This is a genomic window from Embleya australiensis, from assembly GCF_051903075.1.
Lineage (GTDB): Bacteria > Actinomycetota > Actinomycetes > Streptomycetales > Streptomycetaceae > Embleya.
Genome location: NZ_CP182423.1, coordinates 1,052,966 through 1,068,871 on the forward strand (window position 1 = coordinate 1,052,966; position 15,906 = coordinate 1,068,871).

The 15,906-nt window shown below is 71.2% G+C and carries 13 protein-coding genes; 4 read left to right on the plus strand and 9 right to left on the minus strand.

What is annotated here, in order from left to right; all coding sequences use genetic code 11:
* Positions 1 to 27 precede the first annotated feature (27 nt).
* On the plus strand, positions 28 to 453 hold the full coding sequence (locus ACMXN5_RS34825; protein WP_439678888.1) for an ROK family protein: 426 nt from the start codon (positions 28 to 30) through the stop codon (positions 451 to 453).
* Positions 454 to 741: 288 nt separating this feature from the next.
* Here the strand turns inward: ACMXN5_RS34825 and ACMXN5_RS34830 are convergent, their stop codons facing one another.
* The 6 genes from ACMXN5_RS34830 to ACMXN5_RS34855 form a co-directional block, all read right to left on the minus strand.
* Positions 742 to 1,428, minus strand: a complete 687-nt coding sequence (locus tag ACMXN5_RS34830) for a DUF5825 family protein (protein ID WP_439678889.1) — start codon at positions 1,426 to 1,428, stop codon at positions 742 to 744.
* Positions 1,418 to 3,316 (minus strand): RiPP maturation radical SAM C-methyltransferase, encoded by a 1,899-nt coding sequence (locus ACMXN5_RS34835; protein WP_439678890.1) that lies wholly within the window; start codon positions 3,314 to 3,316, stop codon positions 1,418 to 1,420. Before ACMXN5_RS34835 ends, ACMXN5_RS34830 begins: the two co-directional genes overlap by 11 nt.
* 5 nt (positions 3,317 to 3,321) lie before the next feature.
* A complete protein-coding gene (locus ACMXN5_RS34840) occupies positions 3,322 to 5,088 on the minus strand; it encodes a multinuclear nonheme iron-dependent oxidase (RefSeq protein WP_439678891.1) in 1,767 nt (588 codons plus the stop codon).
* Entirely contained in the window at positions 5,085 to 7,112 is a 2,028-nt protein-coding gene (locus tag ACMXN5_RS34845) for a B12-binding domain-containing radical SAM protein (protein ID WP_439678892.1), read from the minus strand. The genes ACMXN5_RS34840 and ACMXN5_RS34845 overlap by 4 nt, the downstream gene beginning before the upstream one ends.
* 25 nt (positions 7,113 to 7,137) lie before the next feature.
* Entirely contained in the window at positions 7,138 to 7,305 is a 168-nt protein-coding gene (locus ACMXN5_RS34850) for a hypothetical protein (protein WP_380007676.1), read from the minus strand.
* A gap of 62 nt (positions 7,306 to 7,367) precedes the next feature.
* Positions 7,368 to 8,153: a Stf0 family sulfotransferase gene (locus tag ACMXN5_RS34855; protein ID WP_439678893.1), complete on the minus strand. Its 786-nt coding sequence runs from the start codon at positions 8,151 to 8,153 to the stop codon at positions 7,368 to 7,370.
* A gap of 282 nt (positions 8,154 to 8,435) precedes the next feature.
* On the opposite strand from ACMXN5_RS34855, the gene ACMXN5_RS34860 reads away from it, so the two are divergent.
* Positions 8,436 to 9,377 carry a carbohydrate-binding protein gene (locus tag ACMXN5_RS34860; RefSeq protein ID WP_439678894.1) on the plus strand — a complete coding sequence of 314 codons (942 nt, stop codon included), beginning with the start codon at positions 8,436 to 8,438 and terminating at the stop codon, positions 9,375 to 9,377.
* A gap of 27 nt (positions 9,378 to 9,404) precedes the next feature.
* Positions 9,405 to 9,767 (plus strand): 2,4'-dihydroxyacetophenone dioxygenase family protein, encoded by a 363-nt coding sequence (locus tag ACMXN5_RS34865; RefSeq protein ID WP_439678895.1) that lies wholly within the window; start codon positions 9,405 to 9,407, stop codon positions 9,765 to 9,767.
* Between the two features lie 99 nt (positions 9,768 to 9,866).
* On the opposite strand, the gene ACMXN5_RS34870 is transcribed toward ACMXN5_RS34865, so the two are convergent.
* Entirely contained in the window at positions 9,867 to 10,358 is a 492-nt protein-coding gene (locus tag ACMXN5_RS34870) for a peptidylprolyl isomerase (RefSeq protein WP_439678896.1), read from the minus strand.
* A 347-nt stretch (positions 10,359 to 10,705) separates the two neighbouring features.
* Between ACMXN5_RS34870 and rph the strand changes: the two genes are divergently transcribed.
* Positions 10,706 to 13,306, plus strand: a complete 2,601-nt coding sequence (rph, locus tag ACMXN5_RS34875; RefSeq protein WP_439681348.1) for a rifamycin-inactivating phosphotransferase — start codon at positions 10,706 to 10,708, stop codon at positions 13,304 to 13,306.
* Between the two features lie 68 nt (positions 13,307 to 13,374).
* Here the strand turns inward: rph and ACMXN5_RS34880 are convergent, their stop codons facing one another.
* On the minus strand, positions 13,375 to 14,862 hold the full coding sequence (locus ACMXN5_RS34880) for a carboxylesterase/lipase family protein (RefSeq protein WP_439678897.1): 1,488 nt from the start codon (positions 14,860 to 14,862) through the stop codon (positions 13,375 to 13,377).
* A 13-nt stretch (positions 14,863 to 14,875) separates the two neighbouring features.
* Positions 14,876 to 15,790, minus strand: coding sequence for an MBL fold metallo-hydrolase (locus tag ACMXN5_RS34885; protein WP_439678898.1), 915 nt, complete (start codon positions 15,788 to 15,790; stop codon positions 14,876 to 14,878).
* Between the last annotated feature and the right edge of the window lie 116 nt (positions 15,791 to 15,906).

Consider the following 15,906-nt stretch of genomic DNA (forward strand, 5'->3'; position numbering starts at 1 on the left):
GGCCACCCCGAGTGAGGAGTCACGGTCATGCGGACGTATGCCGGTGAGGACGTCGTGCTCGGTCTCGACCTCGGAGGCACCGCCTTCAAGTCGGCGCTGATCGGCCGCGACGGCACCCACGAATTCGTCGGCCGGCACCGCAGCGGGCGCGAATTGGGCCCCGACGCCGTGGTGGACCACGTGCTCGACCACGCCGCCGCCTCGGTGGCCGAGGCGACCCGGCGCGGCGCCGTGGTGCGCGCCGTCGGGGTCGCCGCCTGCGGGGTGGTGGACGAGGCGGCGGGGGTGGCCGTGTTCTCCTCCGCCTTCCGGTGGCGCGACGTGCCGCTGCGCGACCGGGTGGCCGAGCGGCTGGGCCTGCCGGTGGCGCTCGGGCACGACGTGCGCGCCGGCGTCGGCCACGACGTCTTCCTGTTCGTGCCGATCGGTACCGGGGTGGGGCGGCGATCATGATCGGCGGACGGCCGTTCGTCGGCGCGCACTGGCGGGCCGGCGGGTTGGGCCACACGATCCTGCGGGCGAACGGCCGCGCCTGCGGATGTGGTGTGGCGACAATCGCCGATCGGGGCACTGCCGGCCGAGTGAGGCGTGCCCCGTGTGCCGATGGAACATCCGACGTGGTTCGCCGACTGGCTGCCCGCGCACGGCCGTGAGCGTGGTGTGACCGACGCGGACGCACGACGAATCGCGTTCGTCCGGCCCAGGCGTTTTCGGCGTCTCGGACCGGTGCCGCTGCCGCGATTACGGCGGTCCCGTGCCGTGTGGGCTGTGGCGGACGCGGTACGGGGTCCACCACACGTATCGGCCCACCCGGTGCAGCAGGCCCGCGTCGTGGTAGCGCGCGGTCACCGCTTCGGTCAGGTCCGTCGTGGCCACGCCGCGCAGCAGCGGCTCGATGACCTGTGCGTAGCGGGGGTTGCGGATGACCAGGCGGCGGAACGGGTCGGCGCGGTGGTCGCGGACCTCGATGAAGCCGGGGCCGTGGCGGTAGCCGAACTTGGCGGGGCGGAACTCGTCACGCCAGGCGGCGGCGAGGCGGTCGCCGTCTCGGTCGCCTTCTCCGTCTCCGTCTCCGTCTCCGTCGATCACGGTGGTCGGCGGGTGCAGGTGGCCGAGCAGGCGCCAGTCCCAGGGGCCGGCGGGCGGGCGGAGCGTCCAGTCGACGGCGATGCCGTGCGCGGTGAGTTCGCGAACGACCACGAGTCCCGCCACGGACGCCGCGCCGCCGGCCTCGCTCCCGCCGTCGGACAGGTCGATCGCGGCGTGCAGCCGGGCCAGGCCCGCACCGCCTGCGGCGAGCCGCGCAACCTCGTCCAGGGGGTCGCCGGCGACGTCCGCCTCGCCGAGGTACATCCCCGGTATCCGCGTGGCCTCCGGGTCGCGGTCGCGCCACAGGGCCAGCCGTACCGGCGGGAGGTCAGTGCTCATCGGCGGCCGAGGTGGGTACGAGCGTCGGCCGGCGCGGCCGGATCGGCGCCGGGTTGCGCGCGGCCGGCACGACCTGGACGACCTCGCCTCCTTCGGCGAAGACCACGCCGAGCGAGCGCCATCGGGTCAGCAGGTCCTCGATGGCCGTCGCGGTGACGCCGTCGTGGCGCGCGGCGGTCTTGCGCAGCAGCGCCGCCGGGCTGTGCGGGGTGTCGAGCAGCCGGAACACCGTCGTCTCGATCGGGTCGACGAGTTCGAGCAGGTGCCAGTCGAAGCCGGGTCGGGTGCCGACCAGGACGATGCGGTCCCCAAGGTCGTGGTGGGTGAGCCGACTGCGCGGATGCGCGGCGATCCAGTCGGCGATGGCCGGCCGCAACCGGTCCAGGCAGGCCGTCGAGATGCCGCGCCGGGGCACATCGAAGATGTAGACGAGATCGGCGAGTTCCGTCTCGGGCAGGTCGTAGATGTGCCGGTAGTGCGCGGCCGGTCGGGGTGGGCCGAAGCCCAGTTCGGGCCGGTCGAAGTACGGACTGAAGCGCTCGACCTTGACCCGGGTGGCACCGGCGGGCGGCATGAGGTGGTGCAGCGCGGGGAGTTGGTCGATCACGTCGTCGTAGTCCCCGTCGGTCTCGCCGGGAAAACCGTAGAGGTGGTTCCAGCTCACCTCGGTCCCGACCGTCTCCGCGTCGCGCAGCAGCCGCACGTTGCGGCAGGCCGTCACGCCCTTGTCCATCAGCCGCAGCACCTTGCTGCTCAGGTTCTCGATTCCCGGTTGCACATGGCTGATCCCGGCCGCGTAGAGGGTTTCGAGTTGGTCCCGGCGCAGGTTCGACTTGATCTCGTAGCCGATGCGCAGGTCGTATCCGGACTCGGCGAGGCGCGGCGCCATCGAGCCGAGGTAGGCCATGTCGATGATGTTGTCGGTGACCCACACGTCGAGGATGCGGTGTCGTTCGACCAGGGCGAGGAGTTCGGCGACGAACCGGCCCGGGTCCTTGCTGCGGAACTCCATGAACGAGCCGTTGAGTCCGCAGAACGTGCAGTGGTGCTTCGCGCCCCACCAGCAGCCGCGCGAACTCTCGACGACGAGCCGGGGTTCGACCCAGGATCCGGCAGTCGACCTTGCGTGTCGTTCGAAGTAGTCGCCGTAGTCGGGCGCGACGAGCGCACCCGGGGGCAGCGGCGCGGCCTCCATCGGGTTGACCACACACGCGCCGTCCGACGTGCGCCGGCACAGGCCCGCGATGTCGGCCAGTGCCTTCTCGTCGCGGTCGCCGTCGATGGTGGCGGCGAGCAGTTGTGGGAACGCGGCCTCGCCCTCGCCGCGCACGACGGCGTCGATGTACGGGAAGTTGCGGTGCAGCGCGGCGCCCTGCGGGCCGTCGCAGTTCGCGCCGCCGAACACGGTGAGCGTGTGCGGCGCCAGTTCCTTGACGACGCGCGCCGCCGCCAATGTCGCGGCGTTCTGCGCGAACGTGGTGGTGAAGCCGACCACGTCCGGCGCCTCGGCGACGATCCGGGCGGCGGTCTCGCGGACGAACCGCGGCGCGAGGTGGTGCAGTTCGAGCGCCCTGGCGATCATGCCGTCGGGCACTCGACCGGCCAGGCGGGCGGTGAACTCCGGTACCTGCCAGCGCGGGCGGTCGTTCAGCGCGGCCGAGAAGATCCATTCGCTGAGCCCGGAGAAGTAGGAGTTGGCGCAGAACTCGTATTCCTCGGCGGTGAAGCCGGTATGCGCGACCAGCCAGTCGACGTAGTCGAGGTTGGCGTGCACGACCTCGACGTGGGCGTCGGGGAAGACGTCGAGGACGCGGCGCCGCAGGATGCCGAGCGCCAACGACGGCATGTCGATCGACGACCACGGCATGTCCACGAGCACCACGCGCATGCCGCTCACCAGCGCCCGCGCCGGCTCAGCGCGGCGCGGGCGGCATCGCCCGCGGGCGTCGGGGTGGTCTCGAACGCCGCGGCCACCCGCGCGGAGACCGGGCCGTGCGCGAGTCCGGCGGGAGTGGCGAAGTACGCGTAGAGCGTGGTCTCTTCCGGGGGGCCGGCCACGCCCGGTCCCCAGCCCGCGATGGCCGCCCGGGTATACCGGCGCAGCGCCGCGTGGCCGTGGTCGGTGCGCACGACGCCCTCGACTCCGATCAGGAACGACAGCGGCTGCTCGTGGCAGAGCGCGGTGAACAGGGAGAGCATCAGTTCGTGGTCGACGGTCTCGCGCACGGTCGTGGCGGTCGCCTCCGGCAGGTCGAGCAGGAATCGCGCGAACGCCTCCTCCACCGACAGGCCGGGACCGAGGTGCGGGACCAGCCGGAAGGCGCCGAAGTGGGTCGAGGTCAGGAACCCGTCGAGCAGGTCGGCGTCGTCGTGGCCGGCCGCGCGGAGCGTGTGCAGGCTGCGCGGGAACGAGCCGGCGAGCCCGCCGTCGCGGCCCAGCCGCCAGATCCGGGACCGGAACCGGCGGGCGGCGGCGTCGAGTTCGTCGAGTTCGACGGTTTCCAGACACTCCAGCTCGCCCGGGTTCGTCGCCACCTCGGCGGCGCCTTCGTCGGCCAGGCGGGCGCGCAGGTCGCGGTCGAGCAGGAGACGCATGAGCAGGTCGGCGAGTGGCCCGCCGGCCAGGCCCGTGCCGGTCGCCGGCGGGGCGGAGGTCGTCTCGCGCGGTGGCGCGGAGGTGCCGACGAAGCGGTCGTCGCCACGCCGCCACGCGTCGGCCAGGTCGCGCAGCCGCTCGAAGTTGGGCCGGGACCGCTCCACCAGCCGGCCGTCGTCGCGGTACATCGGGTCCTCGTAGCTGACCCCGAGCAGATTCGGGCAGCGCGGCAACAGGTATTCGGTGAGCTGTAGTTGCTCGTCCAGCAGCACGCCGTGGTGCAGGTCGCGGAACTTGCCGCCGACGATCTGGCAGCCCGACAGGTGCAGCTCGCGGCAGCGGTCGAGGGGTAGGGCCTCGATCCCGTCGAGCATGTGGCGGCCGGTACGGCCGCGCAGCCACTGGTAGCTGAGCAGATGGCCGACGTCGAGGGTGACCCACACGTCGGCGTCGTCGGCCAGCCTGGCGAAGTATGCGAACGCGTCGAGGCCGCCGAGGTGGAAGGACCCGCCCTCGGTGAAGCCGGGGAACTCCACGTGCAGCGGCGCCACCAGGCGACGGGCGGTGTCCGCGGTGTTGGCGGTGGCGATCTCCAGGCCGCGTTCGGTCAGCGGCGGCGGCAGTGGATACGGCAGCGGGCAGCCGCGCAGGCTCCAGATCCCGAGGTCTTCGACCACCCAGGACAGGTCGTGGCGGGCGGTGAGTTCGTTGGTGAACTCGATGGTGGGGCCGCGGTCGTAGCGCTCGGGCGAGCCCATGTTCAGCTCGGTCTGGTGCAGCGCACGGCGGGTTCCGGTGGGCAGTTCGGCGAAGAAGCGGTCGTAGGCGGGGGCGTAGTCGGCCATGCGTACGGCGGCCCGCGAACGCGGCTGGAACGAGGGGCAGGCGTAGGCGAAGTCGTGGCCGTGGCGCCGGAAGAACGCGCGCACGCGTGGCGAGATGTCGCCGCCGTCGGGCGTTTCGACGAAGCCGATGCCCCGATTGCCCAGGGTGCCTCCGCTCCACGGCATGTCCATGACCAGGCCCAGACCCAGCCTGGTCGTGGTGGCTGACGTTGGTGTCACGACGGCCTCCCGGCGTACTCGACGTCCGCCTCGGTGGTGGTGCCCGGATGGGGTCGGCCGGCCAGCGCGCCGACCAGGCGGCCGAGGAGCAGCCGGCCGTGTGCGGTGCGCGCCGCGAGCAGGCCGTCGGCACGCTGCGCGACGTCGCGGCGCGGTAGCGCGTACAAGCGCTCCCGAGCCAGATCGGCGATGGCGATCCGGTCGTGGACGCCGTCGAGTTCGGCGGGGACGATACGCACCCACGGGTGTGGCCCGACCAGTTCGGCCTCGCGCGGGCCGGTCGCCGGTGCGCTGCTCGGGGGCGAGAGCCGGCCGGCCCGGCCCGGGGTGACCGTGCGGAAGACCCGTTCCAGTCGATCCAGCGCCTCGGCTCGGGCGGGGCCGCCGCCGACCGCCATCGGATAACCGACCCGGCCGCCGAGGTAGTTGAGTTCCGGATTGCCCGTGAGCGGCCCGGAGGTGTCCAGCGCCAGGCCGAAGTGCTCGGGGTGCCTGGCGAGCCGGCTTCCGGGCTCGGCGATCAGCAGTTCCAGCGCGTCGATGCCGATCCGGTCCTGGTTGTCCGTCAGGAAGCGCAGGGATTCCTCGAACTCGTCCGGCGTCTCGTCGAGGACGTGCCCCATCACGGACAGCCGCATGGTGATGCCCGCGTCGGCGAGGTTGTCGACGATGCGCTGGTAGTCGGCCGCGCGCACCCCCCGGTCCAGCAGGTCGAGCAGGCGCTGCGAGGTGCCCTCGTAGCCGATGGCGATCTGCGCGCAGCCGAGGTCGGCCAGCTCGCGGCAGAACTCCGGCTCCAGCAGGCCGGGTTCGAGGCGGGCACGGACATCGAAACGCACCCGGACACCGCGGGCCCGCGCCAGCCGCATCGCCCGCGCGATCAACCGGAGGTTGGTGTTCTCGTCGGCGATCGCGACGAGTTCGGCGCCCGTGTCCCGGACCACCGACTCGACGGCGTCGGCCAGTTGCGCGGGGGTGCCCTGCTGGTAGCCGCCGCGGGCCAGGGAACGATTGCCGTAGGAGCAGAAGGCGCACCGCCCCCAGTAGCAGCCCACACAGGACACGATGGCCAGTTGGGTGGTCTCCGAGAGGTAGGCGTGGATCGGCAGGTCGGCGAAGTCGGGTGGGCCGAGGTCGCGAAACCGCAGTCGTACCGGGCGCGTCGAGTGTTGCGCGGCGCCGTCGGGTGAGAGCCAGGTCATGCCGGGTACGTCGGCCTGCGCGACGGTCCCGTCCAGCGCGTCGAGCCAGCGTTCCAGCGGCTCCTCGCCGGCCGTGTGGCACAGGGCGTGGACGGTGCGGCGCACGCCGGCCAGCCCGGCCAAGTCCTGGTGACGGAGCATCACCTGCTGGCCGCCGAGGCAGATGTGTGCGTCGGGTCGCAGCCGCCGCACCCAGGCGGCGATCAGCAGCGCCGGTGCCAACTGGCTGAAGAACGCCACGGACAGGCCGACCACGCGGGGCCGGTATCGAGCCAGCAGGTCCACGACGTGCCGGTGGAGCCGCTCGACCGCGACACCGGACGCGGCGGGCGGCGCCTCGGCGGCCACGCGCACGCCGGCGTCGAGTTGGCCGAGGTCGCGCCAGGTCCGGGTGAGGAGCGTGTCGCCGACGAGCAGCTCGACGGCGTTGCGCGCGAGCCGCAGCGCGTCGAACGCGGGGGGCGTGTGCGCTACTTGGGGATCCTGAAGCTCGTGGGGCGCGTCGGCCGGTCGCTCCATGACCCGGGCGCGGATCTCGCCCGCGTGCCGGATCACGACGTCGGCCATGGCCTGCCGGTACCAGCCGTCCAGACCGGTGCCGCCACGGGCCGCGACCGCGGCGGTCAGCGTCTCCGGGTGTCGCAGCACGTCGTGCACCAGGCCGATGTTGAGATCGGCCTGGTGAACGCGCCGACCCCGACGCCGCAGGTGGCCGGTCAGGTAGGGCAGGCTCAGGTACGGGAAGAACCTGGCCTCGGTCTGCGGCGGAAAGATCAGGAGGACGTCGACCCGATCACCGCCGCCTGCCCGTTCGGACGGCACATTCCCACCTCGGCAGTCCGGGGTCTCAGATGGAGACGTCTTCCTCGTTGTTCGCCGCGATGTAGGTGTAGGAGTGGTACGCCCCACCGACCTTCAACTCGCTGGTCTCGATCACTTCGAGGTCGTCGAGCTCGGCGAACTCTTCCTCGTCGGCGGCGGTTTCTACCGTCACCTCGGGCGGTGCAACACTCATGATCCCTCCCCTGGCGTGCGATGGTGGCTGACGCCTTCACGGTAGCGGTGTGCGGTGGTGTGTCAACAGCCGTACGACAAAAGCAAGTTCCGCTCGGAGGAATCGGCCTCGTCGAGAAAGCGCGCGACCCAGCGGCTCGTCGTCTCGTCGGCCTGGCGTGCGATACCGGGCGCGGGAATGCGCTCGGGCGCCTCGACGCCGAGAAAGGCCAGACACCCCCGCACTCCGTCCTCGTACCTCGCGAGCAGGTCCTCGTAGACGACGACGTGGGGTGTGACGCGGTGGCGGTCGAAGTACCGCGCCCAGGTCGCCGCGTCGTGATCGAGCATGCGCAGGTGCCGGCGGATGCCGTCGTGGTCGTAGCGGGGGGTCGAACTCGCCCGCCCCGTCGGCAGGTGGGTTCCGTCGACGATCCACACGCCGGTCTGCTCGGCCACGGTGTACGAGATCGCCTGCCGCAGGCGGTCCCGGCGCACCATGTGGATGTAGCGCGGCGCGCACAGCAGTTCGTGCGGGTCGACCTCCAGGGCGGCCAGGTGGCCGGCGTGCACCTTGATGCCGAAGACGCCGTTGGGACTGGTCCGGCACCGCATCAGGGCGCGGACATGGGCGGCGGGCAGCCCGTCCGGATCGTCGGCGTCGAATCCCCGACGTTCGAAGTAGTCGAGGACGTGGGCGTCGGCCAGGTAGTCCTCGGGAAAGCCGGCCACGCCGGTATGCCACAGCGCACGGGCAAGCATGTTGCTGCCGCAGCGCGGGCTCGACGCCAGGACGTAGCGAACCGGCGGCGGGCCGGCGAACGGCGGGAAGTCGTACTGCTCACCGTTCGTCGAGTATCGCAGCGCCACGACCACCACTCCCGCTCCTCGCCGCCGTCCACGAACACCCCTGTGACGCACGGCTCTTGTGATGCTATCGGCAGATGTGATTACCCCCGGAGCGGAACCGTCCCCTACCTTGAGGCCGTCCCGACCGGAGCTGTACGAGAACGTCCCGCTCGACGGTGGTTGGTTCGGACCCTGCGGCGGTGCGCGTCCTCCGGTTCCACACCCCTTCCCCCCTTCCCGAGGAGACGCATGTCTCGCCGCGTCACACCACGCTTACGTCCCCGTCCCTTCCCCATCGGCCTGGTGACCACTCTGATCGCCACCCTCGTCGCCTTTCTCGCACTGGCTCCGGCCGGGCCCGCCGGCGCGACCGGCGCGCGACCGTCCGGCGCTGTTCCCTCCCCCACCGCGCCACACCGAGGGGTCGTGGCGCAGAACTCGTCCGACACGCCGACTCCCGGGCGTGACAAGGCCGTTCAGGCCTTCGTCGAGCAGCGCGCCAAGCTGCGAGCGGCCCTGTCCGGGGATTCCGCGAGCACCCCGAGCGCCGCGACGGCCGCCTCCGGCGCGAGCCTCGCGCCGACGCACAACTTCTGGGGCATCTTCCCGCAGGCCGGCACCCACGACGGCATCACCGCGACGCACAGCGTGGATCCCTCGTACAGGGTGAGCAACTCGCAGAACTTCACCTACGCCCCGACCACCAAGGCACTGAACTCGTGCATGGAGGTCGTCACCGCCTACTGGAGCCAGGGCGCCGAGATCTGGGCGTGGGACTGGTGCGGCACGAGCGGCCCCGCCAAGACCGTGAAGGTGGACGCCGCGTTCCTGGCGAAGTACACCACCACCGTCAACGGAATCACTTCCTACAGCGTGCAGTTGAGCAAGGACGCGACCTCGGGCAACGCGTGGTCGTCGTTCCTGTACAACTACAAGACCCAGGCGTGGGAGTCGCTGTTCCGCTCGTCCGGCACCGACCAGAGCGCTCTCAACTACGGCTGGGACATCTTCGAGATCTACGCCACGGTCAACCCCGCCACCGGTAAGGGCTACTACTGCACCGAGGCCCGCAATACCACGTTCGACAGCACCGACATCAAGCTCCGCCGGGGCGGCGCGTGGCAACTCGCAACCCCCACCGACTCGCCGTGGACCAGCACCAGCCCGCGCGGCAGCGACTACCTGTGCCCGTCGCTGACCTTCACCCGAGCCGCGCAGAACCACCACTGGACGGTGCACCCCTGATCGTCCGCACGACCGGGCGCCGGACGGGTGGGCTCGACCCCCGTCCGGCGCTTCGCCCACGCCGAGACCGGCTTGGTCAACCGGCACTACCACCCGCACGAGGTGTTCGCGTACACCATCTCCGGCAAGTGGGGCTACCTGGAACGCCCGTGGACCGCCTCCGCCGGCGACTTCGTGTACGAGGCCCCGGGCGAGGGCCACACGCTCGTGGCCTATGAGAGCGACGAACCGATGAAGACCATGTTCATCGTGCAGGGTCCGCTCGTCTGGTTGGACGAAAACGGTGAAGCCACCGGCTACTTCGACGTCCACGACTACATCGCCCTGTGCCGCCGGCACTACACGAAGGTGGGCCTGGGCGCCGCATACGTCGACGCGCTCTTCCGCTGAGCCCCGGGCCACGCCCGCCGCCGCCCGGTCGGGGAGACGGAAGTGCCCGGCGCGCTCGTGGCCTGCACACCCGAACTTGCCGGGCACCGTCCTCGGCGGTCAGACCAGTTGCGCCGACACGATCGTCACGGGCTCCACCGGCACGTCGCGGCTGCCGTTCCTCGACGTGGTGGGCACGCCCTCGATGGCGTCCACCACGTCCTCGCCGTCCACGACCTTGCCGAACACCGCGTAGCCCCAGCCGTCCTGACCGGGATAGTCGAGGAACTCGTTGGCGGCGGCGTTGATGAAGAACTGCGCACTGGCCGAGTGCGGATCCGACGTCCGCGCCATCGCCACCGTGTACTTGTCGTTGCGCAGACCGTTCTTGGCCTCGTTCTCCACCACGTTCGGCGCCGGCTTCTTCTCCATGTCCGCGGTCAGGCCGCCACCCTGGATCATGAAGCCCGGGATCACCCGATGGAAGATGGTGCCGTCGTAGTGACCGGCCTTGACGTAGTCGACGAAATTCGCCACCGACTTCGGAGCCTTCGACTCGTCGAGCTCCAGGGTGATGTCCCCGCTCGAGGTCCGCAGCAGTACTTTGATCATCCGGCCATCGTACGCAGTGCCGAAGCCGCCGCCGTGTACCGACACCGACGGGGGCGGCCGACCGGAATCCCGGCCGACGGCCCGCGAGGGCCCGTACGCCACGCCCCCACCCCGCGAAACAGCGAAGGCAAGGAGATTCCTCTCCCTGCCTCTCTCAACTTATAGCGCACCCGGGGGCTTGCGGCAAGGCCCCCGTCGGGGCGCAGAATCGTCCGCCGTGGCCACTGCCTGCGGAAATGGGAAGGACGACAACGAGGGATGAGGACGTGCCCGACAACAGGTTCGACGACGCCGGCGGCACCGGCGATGCGGAGACACCAGAGCAGGACTGTCTCGGAGGTATCGCGGTGAGCGACCGCTACGTATCGGATCTCGGCGGGATCGACGCGACGATGGTCGCCCTCGTCGGCGGCAAGGCCGCACACCTGGGCGCACTCTCCGGGATCGAAGGCGTCCGGGTGCCGGCCGGCTGCTGTGTGACCACGGACGCCTTCCGGCGAGTCGTCGCGCAGGCGCCGTCGCTCGACGAACTGCTGGACCGACTGTCCCGCTCGAACCCGGACGACCGGGAGGAGATCCGCACGCTGAGCGCGGAAATCCGCCGGACCATCGAGGAGATCGCCGTCCCGGACGATGTCGCGACCGCGATCACCGGCGCGCTCGCCCGGTTCGGTGAGCAGGCCGGCTACGCCGTACGATCCAGCGCGACTGCGGAGGACCTGCCGACGGCCTCGTTCGCGGGCCAGCAGGACACGTACCTGAACGTGGTCGGGCCGACGGCCATCCTGCGTCATGTCGGCCGGTGCTGGGCCTCGTTGTTCACCGAGCGGGCGGTGGCCTACCGGCGGCGCAACGGCATCGACGATCGTGCGGTCCACATGGCCGTGGTCGTCCAGCGGATGGTCTTCCCGCATGCGGCCGGTGTCCTGTTCACCGCCGACCCCGTCACGGGCAACCGCAGGGTCGCCACCGTCGACGCCGGCCCGGGCCTGGGCGATGCGCTGGTCTCCGGCCTGGTGAACCCGGACGTGTTCACGGTACGCGAGGGCGAGATCGTCGCCAGGACGATCGCCGACAAGCGGCGCGCCCTCCACGCCGTGCCGGGCGGCGGCACGCACGAGGTGGCGATCGCCCCCGACCGGCGGCGGCAGCCGGCTCTGACCGACGCGCGGGTGTTGGAACTGGTGCGGCTCGGTCGGCGGATCGAGGCGTACTTCGGCCGGCCGCAGGACATCGAGTGGTGTCTGGACGACGACGGCTTCCGGATCGTGCAGAGCCGGCCGATCACGACGTTGTTCCCCATTCCCGAGAGGGACGACCGGGACAACCACGTCTACGTCTCGGTCGGCCACGGGCAGATGATGACCGACCCCATGAAGCCCCTGGGACTGTCCGTGTGGCAGCTGACGGCCATGGCCCCGATGTCCACGGCCGGCGGGAGGTTGTTCGTCGACGTCACCCGCCGCCTGGCCTCGCCCACGAGCCGCACCGCCTTCCTGGACCTCGTCGGGCGCGGCGATCCGCTGGTCAGGGACGCGCTGGAGACCGTCCTGGAGCACGACGGCTTCGTTCCGTCGCTCCCGGACGCGGGTCCGCCCGAGCCGCTGATCGTCGACCCGGCGCCCACCCCGATCGAGACGGATCCGGCCATCGTCGCCGAGCTGATCGAGCGCAGCCGGACGTCCGTCGACGCCCTGCGGCGCGAGATCCGGAGCAAGTCCGGACCGGCGCTGTTCGACTTCCTGGCGGAGGCCTTCGCGGAGCACAAGCGGGCCCTCGGGGATCCGCTGAGCCTTCGGGCGATCATGGCGGGGATGGAGGCCACGTGGTGGCTCAACGACAAGCTGTGGGAGTGGCTGGGCGAGAAGAACGCGGCCGACACGCTCACCCTGTCCGCCCCCGGCAACGTCACCTCCGAGATGGGCCTGGCGCTGCTCGACGTCGCCGACGTGATCCGCCCGCACCCGGAGGTGGTCGCCTACCTGCGGGGTGTCGAGGGCGAGGACTTCCTGGACGAGTTGCCCAAGCTCGCGGGCGGGGACGAGGCGCGCGACGCCGTGGAGTCCTACCTCGACCGGTACGGCATGCGCTGCGTCGGCGAGATCGACATCACCAGGCCGAGGTGGCGCGAACGCCCCACCACACTCGTCCCGGTGATCCTCGACCACGTGAAGAACTTCGAACCCGGCGCCGCCGAAAGGCGGTTCGAGGAGGGCCGGCAGCGGGCACTGGCGAAGGAACGAGACGTATTGGCGCGTCTGCGAACCCTGCCCGACGGGGACCGAAAGGCCGACGAGACCAAACGTATGATCGACCGGGTCCGCACCTTCATCGGATACCGGGAATACCCGAAGTACGGCATCATCACCCGCTACTTCGTCTACAAGCAGGCCCTGCTGGCCGAGGCCGACGACCTCGTGCGGGCCGGCGTGCTGGCCGATCGGGAGGACGCCTACTTCCTCACGTTCCAGGAACTCCACGACGTCGTACGCTCGCACCGAGTGGACGATCGGCTCATCCGGGAGCGCAAGGACGCCTTCCGGTCGTACCACGCGCTCACCCCGCCCCGGGTGCTCACCTCCGACGGCGAGGCCGTCAACGGGTCCTACCGCCGCGACGACGTGCCGGACGGTGCCCTGGTGGGCCTGCCGGTCTCCGCCGGCACCGTCGAGGGTCGGGCCCGGGTCGTCCTGGACATGGCGGATGCCGATCTCGAGGCGGGCGACATCCTGGTCACGGCCCACACCGACCCCAGCTGGTCGCCCCTGTTCGTCGGGATCACGGGCCTGGTGACGGAGGTGGGCGGCCTGATGACGCACGGCGCGGTGATCGCCCGGGAGTACGGCCTGCCGGCCGTCGTGGGCGTGGACCAGGCAACCCGGCTGATCCGCGACGGGCAGCGGATCCGTGTCCACGGCACCGACGGCTACGTCGAGATCCTGTCCTGACTCCCGACCACCGCGCCGGCGGGGAATCCGGCGCCGGAACTCCGGCCCGGATCCCCGTCACCCGTGCGTCAGGCCCAGGCCCGCAGCTCCTCGTCGCGTGGGGCGTCGACTTGGGTCCACGTGCTGTCGATGCGCATCGTGGCCCGGCGCTCCGGGTCGTAGGAATCCCACCCGGGGTCGCCGGTGCGGGCGAAGTCGATCCAGGCCGCGTGCATGCGGCGAGCCAGCTCCGCAGGGGGATCGGCCGGGCCCAACAGGGCCGCTGGTCCACGGAGTTCGGGCAGGTGCGCGAGGTCGAAGACGAATGGGACCTCCACCGTGTGGGTGGCGCCGAGGCGGCCGTCCAGCGCCGGTGAGCGCCAGGCGAACTCGTAGGCGTGGGTGGCCGATCGCGGGTGCGCGGCATGGGCGTCGGCCAGCGCGCGGCTGCCCGCCCCGAACAGCGCGTCGCCCAGGATGGCGGAGCGCAGTTCGCCGAAGCCCGCCTCGGGGCGCGACTTCCGGTAGGTCTCGACGAGTTGCCCCGGATCGGGGTGCGCGCGGGCGGCCGTGTCGTCGACGTCGGCGGCGGTCGAGTCGGCGTAGCTGTCCACCGGAACCAGGTAGAGGTTGCCCTCCTCGGTGTTGGTCCCGACGAGCAGGTCGACGTCCGCGCCGAGCCCGGCGGCCACGGACTCGGCGGGTTGGGTGTCCAGGACCAGGCCGAACGGGGCGAGGCCGAGCAGCGGGTCGTGGTGGGTGTCGGTCCGCAGGTCGAGGCCGGAGAGCCGGGAGGCGGCCTCGACCAGGCGTTCGTCGTCGATGTCCGCGAACGTGTCGACGTGCGGCTCGATGCCCAGGTGTTCGGCCGCCGCCCGGGTGACCCGGGCGGCCTGCTCCGGCGTGAACGCGCCCAGGCCGCTGCCGCTTTGCACGATCGCCCGGCGCAGCAGGCCCGCGGCTTCCGGGCCGGCCAGGACGGCGCCGACGATGGTCGCCCCGGCCGACTGGCCGAAGAGGGTGACGTTGCGCGGATCACCGCCGAACGCGGCGATGTTGTCCCGGACCCACCGCAGCGCGGCCACCACGTCCAGCAGCCCGCGGTTGGCGGGGGCGCCGGGGATGTCGAGGAACCCGGCGATGCCGAGGCGGTAGTTCACGGTGACGAGCACGACGCCGTCGCGGGCGAACGTGGACCCGTCGTACAGCGCGGACCGGGTCGACCCGGCGACGTATCCGCCCCCGTGTACGAACACCATGACGGGCCGTCCGCCGTCGGCGATCGCATCGGCGGGGGTATGGACGTCGACGGTGAGATAGTCCTCCCCGCGGCTCCAACCGGCCCCGAAGTAGGGGGACATGTCCACCCGGCCGAGCCTGCGCTCGGCCTGGGGGGCATTGGGTCCCGGCGCGCCGGCGTCGCGGATGCCGGGCCACGGCTCGTGCGGTCGCGGAGCGGCGAATCGGCCCGCGCCGCGCGGCGGCGCGGCGTAGGGGATGTTCCGGAAGACGGCGATGCCGTCGTCCCGGCGCGGACCGCGCACGGTCCCGTGTGTGGTGGTGACGATGTGCGACACGACGATGCCTTCCTCAGTCCCGCTCGGTGTACGGGGTGAACGGGGCCCAACCCTTGATCGCGAACCCGGCGCCCTCGTGCGCGACTTCGGCCGCGCCGTGGCCGGCCAGGTGCGCGGGGATCACCAGGGCGTTGTGGTCGGCCGCCCAGCCCAATACCTTGCGGCGGGTGGCCCGGGCGCCCGCGGGGTCCTCGCAGAAGCAGCTGTTGGCGTGCGGTTCGAGCACCTGCACCGGGCTGTGCAGCATGTCGCCGACGAACACCGCGCGGTCCGTCCCGGAGGTGAGGGTCAGGACGGAGGAGCCGGGCGTGTGTCCGGGAGCCGCGTCCAGGCGCAGGTGGGCGTCGATGCGGTGGCTGCCCTCCCACAGCAGCGTCCGGCCGGCCCGGTGCACCGGGGCCACGCTGTCCTCGAAGACGTTCTGGTTGCCGCGGCCGAATACGCTTTCGTGGCCGTTCTCGGGGTTCCAGAAGTCGAAGTCGTCCTTCGGCATCAGGTAGGTGGCGTTGGGAAAGGTCGGCACCCACTCCCGCCCGTCCAGTCGGGTGTTCCAGCCGACGTGGTCGATGTGGAGATGCGTGTTGATCACGATGTCCACGTCTTCCGGCGCGACACCGGCGCGGGCGAGATTGACCATGAAGTCCGTGTCCAGTCGGCTCCAGACCGGGGCGTACGGACGCTCTTTGTGATTGCCCACGCCGGTGTCGACCAGGATGGTCCTGCCCTCGCTGCGCAGCAGCCAGGTCTGGATCGCGGAATTGACGATATTGGTCTCGGAATCCAGAAAATGCGGATCCAGCCAGGGGGACTCGTCCGTCCAGACCTCCTTCGAGCTTTCCGGGAAGAAGGCGTGCGGGGTCATGTCGACGGATCCGTAGTATTCCCGGATCCGGGTGATGGTGACGTCGCCGAGTTCGATCTGTTCCATGGGTATTCCCTGGCTTCCTTATACATTCGAGGGGCTTTCCGAAAGCGTACGAACGGCCCGGTCGGCTCCGGTATCCGTCACGTGACTGCACCGCGCGGGGCGTCGGCCCGCCCGCT

Coding starts and splice junctions, on each gene's coding strand:
- ACMXN5_RS34825 (WP_439678888.1), top strand. CDS start 28: ATGCGGACGTATGCCGGTGAGGACGTCGTGCTCGGTCTCGACCTCGGA.
- ACMXN5_RS34830 (WP_439678889.1), bottom strand. CDS start 1,428: ATGAGCACTGACCTCCCGCCGGTACGGCTGGCCCTGTGGCGCGACCGC.
- ACMXN5_RS34835 (WP_439678890.1), bottom strand. CDS start 3,316: ATGCGCGTGGTGCTCGTGGACATGCCGTGGTCGTCGATCGACATGCCG.
- ACMXN5_RS34850 (WP_380007676.1), bottom strand. CDS start 7,305: ATGAGTGTTGCACCGCCCGAGGTGACGGTAGAAACCGCCGCCGACGAG.
- ACMXN5_RS34870 (WP_439678896.1), bottom strand. CDS start 10,358: ATGATCAAAGTACTGCTGCGGACCTCGAGCGGGGACATCACCCTGGAG.
- ACMXN5_RS34885 (WP_439678898.1), bottom strand. CDS start 15,790: ATGGAACAGATCGAACTCGGCGACGTCACCATCACCCGGATCCGGGAA.